19 protein-coding genes are annotated in these 17,718 nt (G+C 42.7%); 4 read left to right on the forward strand and 15 right to left on the reverse strand.

Translation table 11 applies throughout. From position 1 onward, the window contains the following. Positions 1 to 110: 110 nt before the first annotated feature. Both O3602_RS00505 and O3602_RS00510 read right to left on the reverse strand, forming a co-directional pair. Positions 111 to 1,289, reverse strand: a complete 1,179-nt coding sequence (locus tag O3602_RS00505; RefSeq protein ID WP_371610926.1) for a pyridoxal phosphate-dependent aminotransferase — start codon at positions 1,287 to 1,289, stop codon at positions 111 to 113. A 16-nt stretch (positions 1,290 to 1,305) separates the two neighbouring features. Then, positions 1,306 to 1,719 (reverse strand): DUF5590 domain-containing protein, encoded by a 414-nt coding sequence (locus O3602_RS00510; RefSeq protein WP_371610927.1) that lies wholly within the window; start codon positions 1,717 to 1,719, stop codon positions 1,306 to 1,308. Positions 1,720 to 2,010: 291 nt separating this feature from the next. On the opposite strand from O3602_RS00510, the gene O3602_RS00515 reads away from it, so the two are divergent. Continuing rightward, positions 2,011 to 2,457 (forward strand): MarR family winged helix-turn-helix transcriptional regulator, encoded by a 447-nt coding sequence (locus O3602_RS00515; protein WP_049514775.1) that lies wholly within the window; start codon positions 2,011 to 2,013, stop codon positions 2,455 to 2,457. Positions 2,458 to 2,574: 117 nt separating this feature from the next. On the opposite strand, the gene yaaA is transcribed toward O3602_RS00515, so the two are convergent. Beyond that, a complete protein-coding gene (gene yaaA / locus O3602_RS00520; protein ID WP_371610928.1) occupies positions 2,575 to 3,300 on the reverse strand; it encodes a peroxide stress protein YaaA in 726 nt (241 codons plus the stop codon). A 66-nt stretch (positions 3,301 to 3,366) separates the two neighbouring features. Here yaaA and O3602_RS00525 point away from each other — a divergent pair, with 66 nt between their 5' ends. The 3 genes from O3602_RS00525 (at position 3,367) to O3602_RS00535 (ending at position 5,842) form a co-directional block, all read left to right on the forward strand. Beyond that, a complete protein-coding gene (locus O3602_RS00525; RefSeq protein WP_371610929.1) occupies positions 3,367 to 3,867 on the forward strand; it encodes a DUF1836 domain-containing protein in 501 nt (166 codons plus the stop codon). Further along, positions 3,842 to 4,489 (forward strand): hemolysin III family protein, encoded by a 648-nt coding sequence (locus tag O3602_RS00530; RefSeq protein WP_151378817.1) that lies wholly within the window; start codon positions 3,842 to 3,844, stop codon positions 4,487 to 4,489. Before O3602_RS00525 ends, O3602_RS00530 begins: the two co-directional genes overlap by 26 nt. A 63-nt stretch (positions 4,490 to 4,552) precedes the next feature. After that, a complete protein-coding gene (locus O3602_RS00535; RefSeq protein WP_371610930.1) occupies positions 4,553 to 5,842 on the forward strand; it encodes a PLP-dependent aminotransferase family protein in 1,290 nt (429 codons plus the stop codon). A 33-nt stretch (positions 5,843 to 5,875) separates the two neighbouring features. Here the strand turns inward: O3602_RS00535 and O3602_RS00540 are convergent, their stop codons facing one another. The 12 genes from O3602_RS00540 to deoC form a co-directional block, all read right to left on the reverse strand. Next, positions 5,876 to 6,124 carry a hypothetical protein gene (locus O3602_RS00540; RefSeq protein WP_371610931.1) on the reverse strand — a complete coding sequence of 83 codons (249 nt, stop codon included), beginning with the start codon at positions 6,122 to 6,124 and terminating at the stop codon, positions 5,876 to 5,878. A gap of 92 nt (positions 6,125 to 6,216) precedes the next feature. Next, a complete protein-coding gene (locus O3602_RS00545; protein WP_371610932.1) occupies positions 6,217 to 7,971 on the reverse strand; it encodes an ABC transporter ATP-binding protein in 1,755 nt (584 codons plus the stop codon). Continuing rightward, on the reverse strand, positions 7,958 to 9,712 hold the full coding sequence (locus tag O3602_RS00550) for an ABC transporter ATP-binding protein (RefSeq protein ID WP_371610933.1): 1,755 nt from the start codon (positions 9,710 to 9,712) through the stop codon (positions 7,958 to 7,960). The genes O3602_RS00545 and O3602_RS00550 overlap by 14 nt, the downstream gene beginning before the upstream one ends. Before the next feature lies 1 nt (position 9,713). Next, positions 9,714 to 10,379 (reverse strand): MmcQ/YjbR family DNA-binding protein, encoded by a 666-nt coding sequence (locus O3602_RS00555; protein WP_371610934.1) that lies wholly within the window; start codon positions 10,377 to 10,379, stop codon positions 9,714 to 9,716. A gap of 103 nt (positions 10,380 to 10,482) precedes the next feature. Then, on the reverse strand, positions 10,483 to 11,118 hold the full coding sequence (locus O3602_RS00560) for a copper homeostasis protein CutC (protein WP_155198884.1): 636 nt from the start codon (positions 11,116 to 11,118) through the stop codon (positions 10,483 to 10,485). A 21-nt stretch (positions 11,119 to 11,139) separates the two neighbouring features. Then, on the reverse strand, positions 11,140 to 11,742 hold the full coding sequence (locus tag O3602_RS00565; RefSeq protein ID WP_371610935.1) for a hypothetical protein: 603 nt from the start codon (positions 11,740 to 11,742) through the stop codon (positions 11,140 to 11,142). Between the two features lie 120 nt (positions 11,743 to 11,862). Next, on the reverse strand, positions 11,863 to 12,819 hold the full coding sequence (locus tag O3602_RS00570; RefSeq protein ID WP_003011503.1) for an ABC transporter permease: 957 nt from the start codon (positions 12,817 to 12,819) through the stop codon (positions 11,863 to 11,865). Beyond that, a complete protein-coding gene (locus O3602_RS00575) occupies positions 12,819 to 13,880 on the reverse strand; it encodes an ABC transporter permease (protein ID WP_049489017.1) in 1,062 nt (353 codons plus the stop codon). The genes O3602_RS00570 and O3602_RS00575 overlap by 1 nt, the downstream gene beginning before the upstream one ends. Continuing rightward, positions 13,873 to 15,408, reverse strand: coding sequence for an ABC transporter ATP-binding protein (locus O3602_RS00580; protein WP_003001806.1), 1,536 nt, complete (start codon positions 15,406 to 15,408; stop codon positions 13,873 to 13,875). The genes O3602_RS00575 and O3602_RS00580 overlap by 8 nt, the downstream gene beginning before the upstream one ends. Positions 15,409 to 15,537: 129 nt before the next feature. Further along, a complete protein-coding gene (locus tag O3602_RS00585) occupies positions 15,538 to 16,599 on the reverse strand; it encodes a BMP family protein (protein ID WP_003001669.1) in 1,062 nt (353 codons plus the stop codon). A gap of 75 nt (positions 16,600 to 16,674) precedes the next feature. After that, positions 16,675 to 17,064, reverse strand: a complete 390-nt coding sequence (locus O3602_RS00590) for a cytidine deaminase (protein ID WP_003007631.1) — start codon at positions 17,062 to 17,064, stop codon at positions 16,675 to 16,677. Next, entirely contained in the window at positions 17,051 to 17,713 is a 663-nt protein-coding gene (gene deoC / locus O3602_RS00595) for a deoxyribose-phosphate aldolase (protein WP_003011451.1), read from the reverse strand. The genes O3602_RS00590 and deoC overlap by 14 nt, the downstream gene beginning before the upstream one ends. Positions 17,714 to 17,718: the final 5 nt, after the last annotated feature.

Raw genomic sequence — 17,718 nt, forward strand, 5'->3', positions numbered from 1 at the left:
ATCTTCTTAATTGTATCATAAAAAGGCTTTCAGTGCTAGGCTCTACCTGTGGAAACCAGATTTTTTTTAAAGAAAAAGATCCTCAGCTCATTACTAAGGATCTTACGATTTTATTTTTCCATAAAGGCCTTTAGTCGGCGAACAGCTTCTTTCAGGGTATCCAAATCTGTCGCATAAGACAAGCGAACATTTTCAGGGGCACCAAAGCCAGCTCCCGTTACTAAAGCAACCTCTGCTTCTTCTAAAATTGCTGTGGTAAATTCCGTCACATCCGTATAGCCCTTCATCTCCATGGCTTTCTTGACATTTGGGAAGAGATAGAAGGCTCCTTGAGGTTTGATGGCTTCAAAACCAGGTACTTCATTCAACAAAGGATAAATAGTATTCAAACGCTCCTCAAAAGCTTGGCGCATGATCTCAATAGAAGATTGGTCTCCTGTGAGGGCTTCGATTGCGGCATATTGGGAAACGGTTGTTAAGTTGGAAGTTGTTTGGCTGATCACCTTGGCCATAGCTCCGATAATCTCAGTATCTCCTACAGCAAAACCAACCCGCCAACCAGTCATAGCATAGGTTTTAGAAACTCCGTTAATCACGATGGTTTGCTTGCGAATCGCTTCAGAAAGGCTAGAAATTGGTGTAAAACTATTGCCATTATAAACCAAACGACCATAGATATCGTCTGCCAAAATCAAGATGTCATGTTCGACAGCCCAATTTCCGATTGCTTCGAGTTCTTCTTTACTGTAGATCATTCCTGTTGGATTGGATGGCGAATTCAGCAAGACAACTTTGGTCTTGTCTGTCCGAGCTGCTTCCAGTTGCTCAACCGTTGCCTTGAAGTGATTTTCTTCTGTTGTTTGGAAAGTAACAGGTGTGCCTTCTACCATCTTGACCTGGTCTACATAGGAAACCCAGCAAGGGGTTGGGATGATGACTTCATCACCTGGATTGATGACAGAAGTAAAGAAGGCATAGAGGATAAACTTAGCACCAGTACCGACCATAACCTCATTTCGGTTCACTGCATAGCCATAAAACTCTTTCATATAGTCGCTAATGGCATCCTTCAATTCTGGAAGTCCAGATGCGACCGTATAAAAGCTAGCGCGGCCATCCTCGATGGATGCGACTGCTGCTTCTTGAATATTTTTTGGAGTCGCAAAGTCAGGTTGACCCAGGGTCAAACTTAAGATATCACGACCTTCTGCTGCCAAAGCTTTGGCACGCGCATTTGCAGCCAAGGTCACACTTTCTTCCATTTCCAATACACGATTTGATAATTTCATATTTCCTCCTCAAATCTTAAAAAACACCGGTGACTTTCCCAGTCTTGAAATCCACCACATAATAAGAGCTCCCAGCCTTGACTTCCCAGATCGGTTTGCCTTTAAAGCGTCCAAAAGTTACCCCATCAATCGCGTCCTGACTCTTCTCTTTGACGACAAAAGCTGCCTCTTTAGAACTAACTCCTTCTTTCAAAGGGTAGGTATAGACTGCATCATCCACCTGCCCTACTAAGACCGCTAGTTCTTTCCCCTCTTGGTCCTTGCCAATAAAGGAAAGATAGGCTTCTTTGCCATGAAAGAAACTCTCCGTCTCAATGCTAGCAATCGAAGAGTGAGACAGAGCTATTTTTCTTGATTGCGCCATTTGATCCTGCAAGCGATCAGAAGTTTTTTCAGCAAGAAATAACCAAGAAAAAAGCACCGTCAGCACTAAGATACAGACTCCTATTATATGTTGCCATATGATAAAAAGATTATTTTTCTGTTTCACTCCCCCATTATACACCAAACCTACCTAGAATTCTATAGATTTTCAAGAAAGAATTGTTACTAATATTTCATACCTGTTACAATGTTTTAGTATAAAATTGTTTGATAAACAAACTAAAATTAACACCTTGTATATTTTATGTTCATAGTTCAATAAATTTGTCACAATTTTGTAACTAATTTGAAAATAAAATTAAACGACAGAAACACTATTTATTGATAAAATATAGATATGGAAAATTTAAAGAGATTATTCAAAGAAGCAAACGTAGATTTAAAAACCATGATCGTCTTCCACAAGGCAGAACGATTGATCCGTGCGTCTGAGGCTCATATCTTTAAAAAGCACCAGTTGACACCAACTCAATTCTCTGTTCTTGAGACCTTGTACAGCAAGGGCGATCTCCGCATTCAAGATCTGATTGATAGCATTCTTGCGACCTCTGGAAATATGACTGTGGTTATTCGTAATATGGTCCGCGATGGTTGGATTACACGCGAAACCGATCCAGAAGACCGCCGTGCATATGTTGTATCTATTACCGATGCCGGTCGTAAAAAGATCGAAGAAGCTCTTCCAGATCATATTAAAAATATTCAACGCTTGATGCAAGTCTTTAATAGTGGCGAGCAAGCTGAGTTGACAGAACTCTTGAAGAAATTCAAACACATCGCCTAAGCCTACTGCTCAAGACGATTCTGACTCCAAAATCCTTTATTTTGGAGTTTTCATCGTGCATTCTCTTTATCTAACAGATCAAAAAATATTCCTGACGCTTCTCAGGAATATTTTTATTTATTCTTTCACAAAGACCCATTCTTTCTCTTGCGATAAATCCTCACGATAAGAGAAACCTGCTACGTCTAATGATTTCAAATCTTCTAGATGGGTGATTTCTTCCTTCATCATAGCCGTCACCATGGCCCCACGTGCTTTCTTTGAAATCGTTGAGTGAACCTTCAGTGTCCCGCCACGATTCTCCATGAATTTGATCCGAATCATTCGCTCACGTATGGCTTTTGAAAAGACTTGTTCAAACTCAGAAGACAAAAGAGATAAGATCTGTTCTTCACCTTCTACTGCCCGATCATAGTCCTCTTTCCAGAGTGACTTTAGAGACTTTCCAGCTGGTTTTAGCTTCATCATAAAATCTAAGCGATGGGGAGCAATCCCTTCATAGACAGGTAGCACACCGTATAAAGCAGTCGTGATCAACAAATGCTCCTGCAGATAAGCCTGCTCTTTTTCAGATAAGCCTTGACGCTCGATGCTCCGATACATGAGGCCATCAAACAGTTCCAAAGCAGGATAGGTTTTAGCACTCCCATCTATCAGAGCCTCAATTCTTTCCTTTTCTACTAGGGCTCTTTCCTCTGAGATACCGTAAAAGGTCGCTAATTCTTCTAGCGAGAATGCCTTCAAAGCTTGGAGGATGGTTTTTGTGTTCTCTGACAAGGGTTGGGGCTCGACGATACGAGCCTGTTCGTTCAGTTCTTTGGCGGATGGAATTAATAGTTTCATAGGTCTATTGTACCATATTTTTCAAATTTTCTTGACAGGAGTTTTTATTAATGTTATTATCTAGTTATGAAAACTAGATTAAAGAAAGATGAAGATTTCGTGTCCACTTTTTCCTATCCAACGTGGGAGCAACTGCCTGAGCTAGACCTCTATCTCGATCAGGTCCTTCTTTATGTCAATAAAACCTGTGCACCTGTTCTCTCTTCTTCAGACAAGGGCTTGACGGCTGCCATGATCAACAATTACGTAAAACATGGCTATGTCGAGAAACCAGATAAGAAGAAATACCAGCGTAGACAGGTGGCCCGCTTGATCGCTATTACAACCTTAAAAACGGTCTTTTCTATTCAGGAGATTGCTTCTACCTTGAATTTCTTGCAGGACCAGGCAAGCTCAGATCTTCTCTATAATAGCTTTGTCGCTTATCTCAATGAGCAAAAAGAGCCAATCGCTCCTATCATTCGCTCTGCCTGTCAGACAGTTCAACTTTATCTTGAAACCCTATCTTATATTCAACCAGTAAAAACGGAGGAAGAAACTGATGAATTACACCATGAAACTAAGTAAAAAATTATCCTTTGGAGAAGAGATCGCAAATAGCGTAACCCATGCTGTTGGCGCCCTCCTCATGTTGATCTTACTTCCGATCTCAGCAGTCTATAGTTTTGAGCAACACGGTCTTCTCAGTGCTTTCGGGACTTCTATCTTTGTTATCAGTCTCTTTTTGATGTTTCTGTCTTCGACCGTCTACCATGCTATGTCTTACGATTCACCTCAAAAGTATGTGCTTCGTATTATCGACCATTCCATGATCTACATTGCGATCGCAGGCAGTTACACACCAGTTGTCCTCACCTTGATGAATAACTGGATGGGCTACAGCATTATCTTGATCCAATGGGGGACCACCATCTTTGGTATTCTCTACAAAATCTTTGCCAAAAGAGTCAATGAAAAGTTCAGTCTCGCTCTTTACTTGATCATGGGCTGGTTGGTCATCTTTATCATTCCCCAAATCGTTAGTCAAACCAATCCGATCTTCTGGGGTCTCATGCTCATGGGCGGCCTGTGCTACACGGTTGGAGCTGGCTTTTATGCTAAGAAAAAACCATACTTCCACATGATTTGGCACCTCTTTATACTGGCAGCTTCTGCTCTTCAGTATTTAGCCATCGTTTACTTTATGTAATACTGCTACCACTCTTGGGAGTGGTTTTTTTGTGTTTTTTTCTGTACAATAGAAAAAAACTGTATGGGGACAGTCAGAATGAAGACAAGCAAATACAAAGAAATTATTCATGTTTTAAAAAAAGGTATTCAAGATGGTGAACTAGAAACTGGACAGAAAATTCCTTCTGTTCGTCAATTAGCCAGTCAATTTTCTTGTAGTAAGGACACGGTGCAACGAGCCTTGCTGGACTTGACTTACCAGCACTTCCTCTATGCTAAGCCTCAAAGTGGCTACTATGTTTTGGAGCAAGAACCGAATCGACATGAGGATCTTCCACTAAAATTAGAGAAAGATCGCAACCAGTCTTTTGAGGACTTCCGAACCTGTATCAACGAAACCTTGATTGGACGGGAGAATTATCTCTTTAATAACTTTTCGGACCAAGCAGGGTTAGTTGAAGTACGCCAATCCATTCAAGGCTTATTGAAGGAAGAAGGTATTTATACGACTGCGGATCAGATTGTTTTGACTGCTGGTACCCAGCAGGCCCTTAATATCCTCAGCCAGATTGACTTTCCCAATAAAAAATCTCAGATCTTGATCGAGCAACCGACTTATCATCGGATGAACCAACTCTTAGATTCGCAGCAACTTGCCTACCGTACTATTCAACGTAATTTAACGGGGATTGATCTCGAGGAACTTGAAGAGATTTTCAAAAGTGGCCATATCAAATTCTTCTACACGATTCCTCGTTTTCACTATCCGCTAGGTCATAGCTATTCGACCAAGCAGAAAGAAGCGATCTTGCAACTAGCTGACCAATATGATGTCTACCTTGTTGAGGACGACTATTTGGGAGATCTTGATGGCAGTAATGCTCCATCTTTTCATTATTTGGATCAAAAGAACCGGGTGATCTACATCAAATCTTTTTCGACCAATCTCTTTTCTGCTCTTCGCATCACTTCCATGATCCTTCCTCAAGACCTTCTAAAGCCGGTCTTAACCTATAAGACGATTCTGGACTATGATAGCAATCTGATCATGCAAAAGGCCTTAAGTCTCTACATTGATAATGGTATGTATCTGACAAATAAAAAGCGACTCCTAGCCAGAAAAAAAGAGGAAGAAGCCAGTCTAAAGACCTTGATGGCCCAGTCTCCTCTTCTTCCCCATCTGACCCTGACCCACGATGGGATCCTTTTAGAACTCGGCCAAGTTCAATCACTTGCTGCCTTAAAACACAGTGGACTCCCGCTTGATTTCTTTGAAGCAGCCTACATCACTTCTTGTCCTTATCAACTCGCCAAGATCCAATCAGCAGATGTGGCCAACGTTTTACCAAAACTTACAACTTTTTTTGAATGAGAAACCCTCGTACAGATTATACGAGGGTCTTTCTTATTTCTTTAATTGCTCATAGATAAGTTTGGCATTTTGAAGGCCGATCCGATAATCGAGGCGAATCAGGCGAATCGCTTCCATCTCTGGTTCTTTGAGGTACTTCTCTCTTTGTTCCTTGGAAATACTACCTGGTATTAGAAGATAGTGGGTAAATTGATTTCTGACTTTAGTAAGCTCAACTTGAAGGGTGAAATAGAGTCCAAATAAGACAATCACAACTCCCATCAGGATCAGATCGTTTGACATGGTGTATGCTCCCTTTTTCTGTTCTTTTCTTTATTGTACAGCTTTCAAGAAAGAAAAACAAGGTTAAATTTGGATTTAGACCTTGTTTGTCCTTATTTCATCATACCGGCCTGGAGGTCATACATTTTTTTATACGTTCCTCCTAGAGCAATGAGTTGATCGTGATTGCCCGATTCGATGATTTTTCCTTTATCGAGAACATAGATGCAATCGGCATCTTGGATGGTAGAAAGACGATGGGCAATGGCAATGGTTGTCCGCCCTTGGCGCATCTTCCTCAGAGAATTTTGGATCATCTCTTCCGTCTCTTGGTCGATATTGGCAGTGGCCTCATCCAAAATGAGGATCTTAGGCTGGGCAGCAATCGTTCGGGCAAAAGCCAGAAGCTGACGCTGACCGGTCGATAAGGTAGAACCCCGTTCTGTTACCGGATGATCATAATCACCAGGTAGACTCTCAATAAAGTCTGCTACATCCACAAATGCAGCTGCTTGTCGGATTTCCTCATCTGTCAGTTCTTCATGATACATTCGGATATTAGAAGCAATGGTTCCATGATAGAGGAAGGGTTCCTGCAACACTAAACCGATGGACTTGCGCAAGGCTTCCTGGCTGTAGTCCTTGATATCCTGTCCATCAATTAAGATCTGGCCACGATCAAATTCATAAAAGCGCATGAAGAGATTGATAATAGAGGATTTACCAGAACCAGTATGACCAACAAAAGCGATGGTTTGTCCATTTTTGACATCAAAGGAGATATCTTTTAGGACATCCCGTTTGCCATCATAAGAAAAAGATACATGCTCAAAACGAATATCTCCCCGCTCAATTTCTTTCAGACTACCAGCTTGCTTGGGCTCGTAGTCGTCTCGATCCATCATCTCAAAGACACTACCAGCAGAAATGGTTGAGGTCTGCAAGGTTGCAAAATTTTGAGTGACATCAATCAAAGGCTGGAAAAGCTGGCTAACATACTGGATAAAGGCATAGATAAGACCTGCTGTAAAGCCAGAGGACTGCCAATTTAGGCCGAAAAAGGTTAGAATAACCGCATAAGCCAGGACCTGTAACAGGGTCATAGCTGGCCTCAAAAAGAGGGAATTGACATCCACAGATCGGTTGGCGTAATCCAAATGTTCCCCATTAATCTGTTCGAATTCATCCGTCAAGCGCTTTTCTTGACGAAAGGCCTGCACGATCCGCATTCCTTCAATGGATTCCGATAATTTCACATTGATATCTGATAATTTTTGTCGGGTCATCTTGACCAAGCGATTGGATAACTTGCGATAGAGACGAATAGAAAACCAAATGATGGGAAGAAAAGGCAGGATCCAAATGGTCAAATGCCAGTCCAAGCTAAACATAGTTACCAGGGTGACTAGAAAGAGTAAAAAGGATGAAATCAGGCTTGAAAAGACCGTAGAAAACATATCTGCGACTGCCTGTGTATCATTGGTCACACGTGAGACAATCGAACCTGCTGCTGTCTGGTCATAAAAGGACATGCCCAGCCTTTGAAGATTTTTGAAAATATCTAGACGAATGTCTCTTACGATAGAATTGGATACACGCGCAAAGGTTAATTGACTCAGATAAGTTGCTAGCACGCGCCCAATGAATAACCCATAGTAGAGAATCAAAAACTGAAAAGCTGTCATAACTGGTGAGCCTGCTTCTGTTGGATCCACTAGGTGGTCAATGTACCAGCGTGCTGCAAGAGGGATCGCAGTCAATAACAGACTAGTCAGGAAGGTAAAGGCTAAGGCTAGGGCTGTTAACCATTTATAACGCCACATATAAGTCAAGAGCCGCTTCATCACATGAACTTCAGATGTTTTCATTCAGCTCTCCCTCCATTTCTTCTGATAATTGTTGGGCTTGGTAGGTTTCATAATACCAACCTTTTTGAGCCATTAATTCCTCGTGATTTCCTCGCTCCTTGATCTGTCCATTCTCCATTACCAGAATCAAATCCGCATGAACGATCGCTGATAGGCGGTGGGCTGTGATGATGGTTGTTTTCCCTTTGCGTTCCTGCTTCATATTTTTAATGATCTGATGCTCCGTTTTAGCATCTACTGCAGACAGGGAATCATCCAAGATCAAGATCTCAGGATTCATGACCAAAGCACGACTCATGGCAATCCGTTGCTTTTGTCCGCCAGAAAGAGAGACCCCTCTCTCTCCCAGCACTGTCTCCATCTGGTCTGGCATGGCCAGAATATCTTCATAGACTCCACAAGTTCTCAGAGCTTTTATCACCTCTTCTTCCTTGATCTGTGGATCTGAAAAAGCGACATTCTCACGAATGGTCATGGCAAAGAGGATCTGATCTTGAGGGACATAGCCGATCAAGTTTCGAAGATCTTCTAAGCGATAATGTTTGATGGAGATCCCATTTAGCAAGATAGCTCCCTGCTCCAAGTCGTGCTCTCTAAGCAAGAGACGCAACAAGGTGGTCTTTCCAGATCCAGTTGGTCCTACAATTCCAAGGGTTTGTCCTTTTTCTAAATGAAAGGCAATCTTCTCAAGGACAGACTCTTTCTCATAGGCGAATTCTTCAATGTCATATTCCAAATCTCCGTTTTGAATGACTGTAACTGGTTGACTTGGATCTTGGATATCAGGTGTTTCTGCTAAAAGTGTCTCAATCCGATCATAGGAGACGCTAGCACGCTGACTAATATTAAACAAGAAGCCCATGGCTTGAAGGGGCCAGACGAGCATATTAAGATAGGTAATAAAGGTTACGATTTGTCCAACCGTCAGGCTCCCTTCCTGAACAAATAGCCCTCCAAAGTAGAGCGACAAAACATAGGAGAGACCGACAAAAAGAAGAGTAGTCGGATCAAACAAAGCATTGTAACCGGCTGAAGTCATATTCTTTGAAAAGACCATTTGATTGGTTTTTTCAAAAGCCCGAATCTCATCTGCCTGAAAACCAAATGATTTGGTCACCTTGACTCCTGATACGGATTCCTGAACAAAGTTGTTGAGCTCCGAGAAGCCTTCTTGGGCCTCTTTGAAGGCTTTGTGGTTTTTGCGTCCAATAGCTGAAGTCACTACCACCATAACCGGTAGGGGCAAAATAGCTAAGAGGGTTATGCGCCAATCAATCATAAAAAACATGCTGACCAGGGTCACCAAGGCTGTCACGGAAGCATCCACTGCAGACATAACCCCGCCACCGGCAAACATGGTTACCGCATTGATATCATTAGTAGCATGGGCCATGAGATCCCCTGTGCGATAACGCTGATAGAAAGATGGAGACATGAGCGTAAATTGCTTAAACAAACGGTAACGCAAGATCCGAGCCAACTTATTTGCCGTCCCAAAAATATAGCGTCTCCAGACAAAACGAAGGCCATACATAGAAAGAGCTGCTAGGACCAAAAGGGCAATATCCATAACTAACTGCCCCAGAGTCAACCTTCTTTTATCGATCAAATCGATCACAAGCCCCATGATTCTTGGAGGAATGAGGTTTAAAAAACTAACCAAGATCAAGGACCCTATCCCGATCAAGTATTGCTTCTTCTCTAAATTAAAAAACCAAAATAATTTCCTCAACAGATTCATCTTATTTCCCCTTTTTGGTGAGTTGCCAGCTACTATCCACCAGAGCAAACAAGTCCTCATCAGCAATTGTTCCATCTAAGGGGATACTCACCCAATATTTTTTATTCATATGAAAAGCTGGATAAATCCCTTTCTGCTGGATGATATGGGCTACTTGATCAGACTTAACATTCAAAACTTCTATTTTCCCAGACTTGCCAGCATCCAGTTTTTTCCAATCAATGGTCATAAAGACACCATACCACTTGAGGGTGTCTCGGTGGCGAATGGCACCGGATTCCGGAGATCTCTCCCACAAATACTCAATCGTTCCCTGATAGTGCAGGGAGATATAGGCCATGAGACGCTTGGCTTGAGGATAGAGAAATTCTTCTACCTCAAAACAAGCTTGCCGGATCCTTGCAAGACTTTCCTGACAGGCTTCCCTGACTTGGCCAACGAAATTTCCTTGTAGCTGTTCCAGATGGATCTGGATATACTCGTCCCCTGTATCCTGATCATAGACCTGAAAATAAATCTTCTGGTCGCAGACACGGACCTTTAAGAGAAAAGTGTCCGATAAGACGGGGCACTGGTACTCATAGCCTGCCCCTTTCTTCTCAAATCCGTAAGCCAATCCCTTTTCTGGCTGAAAGGTGTACCGGTCAAAATAATGCTCTAAAAACATTTTCTCTCCCTTATTCATTTTTGCACTAGAAGAGGCTGGAAACAACGTCCCCAACCTTGATAACGGATCTTCAAAACTACTTCAAGCAGTGATCGTTTCTTTTTTAAAACACAATGCGTGTGCCATGCAGTTGACAAACGCCCAATTGCTCCAAAAAGAGCTGACGATTGTCAAGGGTCACACCTCCACCTGGCAGGATCTGAATCTTTCCCTTAGCCGCATCTAATAAACGATGATAGTGTGCAAAACGTTGCTCTAGTGGGTCACCTGGACTTCCAGCTCGTGTTAAAATGCGGGCTACACCCTGATCAGAAAGCCACTCAATCGCTTCTAGCTGATCTGTATGAGCTAACTCATCAAAGGCCATATGAAAGACCACCTCTGCCTCTCCACAGGCTGCTAGTAAAAGCTGCATGACCCTCTGGTCCAACTTTCGATCGCTCGTCAGCGCACCCAGCACAAAACAAGTAACCCCTATTTCTTTCGCAGCACGAATATCCGTCAGCATAGTTTCGACTTCCAGATCAGTGTAGACAAAATCGCCACCACGGGGCCGGATAATGACACATAGATCCACGGACTTCTCTCGTGTCAGTTTGATTGCTTCATTGATCACACCTATACTCGGTGTGGTCCCTCCTACTGCCAAGTTGTCGCACAGTTCAATGCGACCTGCCCCAGCAGCAATCGCCTTATCAATATAAGTTAAATTCTCTGCACAAAATTCAAAGACTAGCATGACAACTCCATTTTCAAAGACTTAAAACAAGGATATACTAACGGTTACCTTCGCATTGGCATTTTCTACTCTCGCTTTTGAGATACTATAGCCCGCTTGAGGAATCTCAAGGGTGATTTGATCACCATTCACTGTGAAGCCGCCTCCATTTTGATTGGATTGATCCTTCAAATAGTTGAGAACCAAGAATTTTGGAATAGGCATTTTCCCTAATTTAGCACCTGTCACGGTCAAATTCATGACATTGTTTTCGATTTGACCGGTCATGGTTAAATCTAGATAGCTATCAACTGGCCCTAATGATACAGGAACTTTGACGTGAAGGTCATTGCCATCCATTCCTAGTGCCATCTTTTGATAGTCAGAATTGTCAAGGGCGGATCCAGCACTTGTTTTTACGACCTGACTCAATTGCACAGAATTGAGACTCAGCTCCGTTGAGAGTCCTTCAGTGCTCAAAGAGGCATTTGAAACCGCATTTTGAGCCAGTTCAATCAAAGAACTCCCTGCCTGCACATTTCTCAGCTGCTCCCCTTCAGGGATAGATCCAGGAACCAACAAGATCACTAATAAAATAAATAAAACGATCACCATGCCAATCAGGCGTCTCATCCACTTAAACATCTGCTCCTCCAATACGTGAAAAGTTGTATTCTTATTGTACCCTAAATCTAAAGAAATTGCGACTAAGAGGGGCCTTTACAAAGCAAAAGAGACCGAGGAAACCTCGCATCTCTCTGTGCATTATTTCGATTTAATGTAGTTAACACCATCTGCTTTTGGCGCAACTGCTTGTCCGAAGAAGGCTGCCAAGACAACCATAGTCAAGACGTACGGCGCAATTTGCAAGTAGATGGATGGGATACCTTTAAGCAAAGGCAATTGATTCCCGATAACTGCCAAACTTTGTGAGGCTCCAAAGAAGAGACTAGCCAGCATGGCCCCGATTGGGTTCCATTTCCCGAAAATCATAGCTGCGAGGGCGATGAACCCAGGACCAACAATAGTAGTCACCGCAAAGTTAACGGAAATAGATTGAGCGTATATGGCTCCTCCAATACCAGCTAGGGCACCTGAGATCATGACTCCTAAGTAGCGCATTTTATAAACATTGATTCCCAATGTATCTGCTGCTTGTGGGTGTTCCCCAACTGAACGAAGACGCAATCCAAATTTTGTCTTGAACATGATGAACCAAGCAAAGAATGAGAAGAGAATCGCAACCCAGCCGATGATGCTGGCATTGTTGAAGAAAATATCCCCAATTACCGGAATTTTAGATAAGACCGGAATGGAAGTTTTCCCAAAGGCAACTTTGATATTATCCGTTTGCCCCTTGTTGTACATTGCTTTAACAAGAAAGACGGCTAATGGAGGAGCCATCAAGTTTAATACTGTACCTGAGACAATATGGTCAGCACGGAAATGAATAGTTGCCACCGCGTGAATCAAGGAGAAGAGTACTCCAATCCCTGCAGCAACAATTAAGGACAACCATGGTGTCAAATTCCCTAAGGTAGGCTCAAAAGTCAAGTTAAAGATAATTCCTGAGAAGGCTCCCATAACCATGATTCCTTCAAGGCCAACGTTAACAACCCCAGCATGCTCTGAGTAAGCTCCTCCGATACTTGTGAAGATCAGCGGCGCCGCATACACAATCATAGAGGAAACAAGAATACTTAAAATCGTTACAATACTCATTAGTTTGCTCCTCCTTTTTTAGCTGAACGCATCGAGATCATCTTTTCGATAATGTAGTGAGCACATACGAAGAAGATAATGGATGCTGTCACAATTTGAACGACTTCTTCAGGGATTGCAGCTGGCTTCATACCAACTCCCCCAATTTGAAGTGCTCCAAACAAGAAGGCAGCAAATGGAATCCCAATTGGTGAATTCATCGCAAGAAGGGCAACGGCCATTCCGTTAAATCCAACACTCATCGAGCTGGTTTGAACGTAGACATTTGAGTAAATCCCCAGACCTTCTGCTACCCCACCGATACCAGCAAGAGCACCAGAAATGATCATAGAAAGGATAATGGTCCGTTTTGCAGACATCCCTGCGTATTCCGCCGCATTCGCATTGAGACCGACGGCACGGATTTCAAAACCAAGTGTTGTTTTCTTCATCAAGAACCAGATGACTACCACTGCGATGATAGCAAAGAAAATCCCAATGTTCATTTGTGATTTGTCCGTCAAATTACGCAACCACTCCGTCTGGTAGACAGCGTTGGCTCCCACATCAATAGTTGAGTCCTTGTTTTTCATCAAGGAAGCTGGGAAGCTATGGATCAAGGCATTCCCACCATAGAGAACAATATAGTTCATCATAATGGTGATGATGACCTCACTGGTTCCAAGATAGGCACGAAGGAAACCAGGAATCGCTCCAATAAATCCACCTGCGACAGCCGCAATCAAAACGGTCATCGGAATCATCAGTAAGCGAGGCATATTTGGGAAGGAAAGGGCAAACCAAGTCGCCATGATCCATCCAGCAAAAGCCTGACCAGGAAGTCCAACGTTAAAGAAGCCGGCCCGGCTAGCTACCGAAAATCCAAGAGCAACTAAAATCAGTGGCCCCATAGCACGGGAAATATTACCCCAACTCTTAATCGAACCAAAGGCTTTCTTAAACAGCAATTCATATCCCCAAAGGGCATCATAGCTGAAGGCCCACATAATAATGGCACCCAAGACCAATCCTAAAAGGACAGACACCAATGGAACGGCAATTTGTTTTAAATTCTTATTCATTTGATGCTCCTTCCTTTACTTGGCCTCCTGCCATGAGGATTCCAAGTTCTTGCTTATTCGTTGTTTCAGGGGTTACGATCCCTTGGATCTTCCCATCATGAATAACCGCAATACGGTCAGAAACATTCAAAATTTCATCTAATTCAAAGCTGACAACCAGAACAGCTTTTCCATTATCCCGTTCTTGAATCAAACGTTTGTGGATATATTCAATCGCTCCAACGTCCAATCCACGAGTTGGCTGGCTAACGATCAAGAGATCTGGATCGCGATCGATTTCCCGCGCGATAATGGCTTTTTGCTGGTTTCCTCCAGAGAGAGCCTTAGCTGGTACCACTTCACTAGCTGCACGAACGTCAAACTCTTCCATGAGCTTCTTGGCATAAGAGGTAATATTTGGATAATTCAAAATACCATTCTTGCTAAGAGGTTCTTTGTAGTAAGTTTGAAGAGCCATGTTTTCAGAGATCATCATATCAAGGACCAAACCATCCCGGTGACGGTCTTCAGGGACGTGCCCTACCTTCATTTCTGTGATTTGACGTGGACGTAGTCCTACAACATCCTTGCCTTTAATCTTAATTGAACCCGATTTTACCTTCCGTAGACCTGTAATGGCTTGGATCAACTCAGACTGACCATTTCCATCAATCCCTGCGATCCCAACGACTTCACCAGCACGAAGTTCTAGCGAAAGATTCTTAACAGCTGGGACTCCCCGGTTTTCGTTTACAACCAAGTTCTCAATCGACAAGACCACTTCTTTCGGTTCAGAAGGACCTTTTTCAGTCTTAAAGGAAACAGAACGACCGACCATCATTTCGGCCAAGTCTTGGTTCGTAGCTCCACCAATCTCGACTGTTTCAATAGATTTCCCGCGACGGATAACCGTTACGCGGTCTGAAACAGCACGGATTTCATCCAACTTGTGCGTAATCAAGATAATGGATTTTCCTTCATTCGCCAAGTTCTTCATGATTGTCATCAATTCTTCGATTTCAGCTGGTGTCAACACTGCAGTTGGTTCATCGAAGATCAGGATGTCGGCTCCACGATAAAGCGTCTTTAAGATTTCCACACGTTGCTGCGCACCAACGGAAATATCCTCAACTTTAGCATTTGGATCTACTGCCAAGCCATATTTTTTAGACAAGTCAAGGATATCTTGGCTGGCTTTTTTAAGGTCCAAAACACCATGTTTAGTGGTTTCAGAACCAAGGATGATATTTTCAACAACAGTGAAGGCTTCAACCAACATAAAGTGTTGGTGCACCATTCCAATTCCTAAAGAAGCTGCTTTTGAAGGTGAGTCTAGGTTAACAGTATTTCCATTTACCACAATGTCTCCGCTTGTTGGTTCCAACAAACCAGCCAGCATATTCATCAGGGTAGATTTCCCTGCACCATTTTCTCCAAGAAGTGCATGGATTTCACCTTTGCGCAACTGAAGATTAATCTTGTCATTTGCTACAAAGTCACCAAATTTTTTGGTAATCTCACGCATTTCGATGACATATTCATGTGTCATGTGGGTGTTTTCCTCTCAAAATTTTTTTATTTCAATAAAATCTGCTAGAGAACTAACAGATTTTATTGAGACAAAAATGTCTCACTTTAAAAGAAACGGCCCTTAAAGGGAGGGCCGCCCAATCAAATATTATTTTTCAGGAACTTTAAGAGATCCATCAAGGATTTTAGCTTTGGCATCTTCGACAGCTTTTTTAGCATCTGCAGAAAGGTTGTCAGTTGTCAAATCAACTCCACCATCTTTCAAGCTATAAGTAATCACTTTACCGCCAGGGAATTTACCGTCAGCAGCTTTCTTAGCCAAGTCTTTTACAGATTCTCCGACTTTCTTCAAGCTTGAAGCCAAGACAAAGTTAGATTTTTTACCATCTTTAGAAGTGTATTCACCTTCAGCTTTTTGGTCACGGTCAACACCAAGAACCCAAACTTTTTCGTCTTCATTTTTCTTCTCGTTCAAGTCTTTTGCTTCAGAGAAGACACCTGCTCCAGTACCACCAGCTACTTGGTAGATAACGTCTGCACCTGCAGCGTATTGTGCAGCAGCAATTGTTTTACCTTTAGCAGCGTCACCGAATGAACCAGCGTAGTCTACTTGAACTTTGATAGATGGGTCAACAGATTTAACACCAGCTTCAAATCCAGCGCGGAAACGAGTGATAACTTCACTTTCCATACCACCTACAAAACCAACTTGTTTAGTTTTTGTAGTTTTCGCAGCAGCGATACCAGCAAGGTAACCAGCTTCGTTGTCGGCAAAGACAGCAGATGCTACGTTCTTTTTACCTTCAATACGGTCGTCAATGATAACAAAGTTTGTTTCTTCGTTGTCAGAAGCCGCTTTTTCTACTGCATCACGCAAGGCAAAACCAACACCAAAGATCAATTTGTAGTCGTTAGAAACAGCTTCATCAAGGTTTGTCGCATATTGAGATTCATCTGTTGATTGGAAGTAGTCAAATCCGTTCCCTTTAGAAAGACCGTTTTCTTTCCCCCAAGCTTGCAAACCTTCCCAAGCAGATTGGTTGAATGATTTGTCATCCACACCACCAGTATCGGTAACGATAGCAGCTTTCAAATCAGTTTTTGATTCTGAGTTAGCGCTATCTTTTTTAGACGCACGATTTCCACATGCTGCAAGTCCGATAGCAGCGACAGTTACTAGACCAAGGCCTAGCCATTGTTTCTTGTTCATTACTGAACCTCCTAAATTATTGTGCAACATTGTTGCGAAGTATTGAAAGGGTCAAAAGACCGCCTCACAGACCTATTAAGTCAAGTCTGTAAAGGAATATGGAAGTAATTCCTTGACCGTCATCACGACCGTCGATTTATCTTTAGATACTAAGGTTACAGGAAGGTCTGGCTCAAAAAATTCAGCCATGACCTGGCGACAAGCACCACATGGAGAGATGGGCTTTTCTGTTTGCCCGTAGATAATGAGTTCTTGAAACTCGCGAGCTCCTTCAGAAACAGCTTTAAAAATGGCTGTCCGTTCTCCACAGTTGGTCAAACCAAAACTGGCATTTTCGATATTGACACCTGTATAGATTTCTCCATCCTTCGTTAGCAGTACAGCTCCAATTGGGAAATGAGAGTAAGGCACATAGGCTTGTTGACTCACTTCAACTGCTAAGTCAATCAACTCAGTAGTCGCCATGAGCCACCTTTCCTTCCATGATGGCTACACCAGAAGAAGTCCCGATACGGGTCGCACCTGCTTCGATAAAAGCAAGAGCATCTTCATAAGAGCGAGCACCACCAGAAGCCTTAACACCCATGTCGGGTCCAACAGTTTGACGCATTAAGGCTACATCTTCTACCGTTGCTCCTCCAGTTGAGAAGCCAGTTGAAGTCTTCACAAAGTCTGCGCCAGCTAACTTAGCAATTTGACAAACAACGATCTTTTCATCATCGGTTAAGAGACAAGTCTCAATGATGACTTTGACCAGCTTATCACCGCTCGCTTCGACTACAGCTTGGATATCTTCCTCAACTAGTGCTAAATTCTTAGACTTAAGAGCCCCGATATTAATGACCATGTCAATCTCATCAGCACCATTTTGAATCGCATTTTTTGTTTCACACGCTTTGACAAATGGTGTATTTGCTCCTAAAGGAAAACCAATGACGGTACAAACTTTAACATCTGAATCGCGCAAGCCCTCAGCCGCAAAATTCACCCATGTCGGGTTCACACAGACACTCGCAAAATCATAAGCCTTGGCTTCTTCGATCAGCTTTTCGATCTGTTCTTGTTGTGCATCTGGTTTTAAAAGAGTGTGATCGATATATTTATTTAACTTCATACAAT

Origin of the sequence: Streptococcus sp. 27098_8_186 (assembly GCF_041432055.1) — a bacterium.
Lineage (GTDB): Bacteria > Bacillota > Bacilli > Lactobacillales > Streptococcaceae > Streptococcus > Streptococcus dentalis.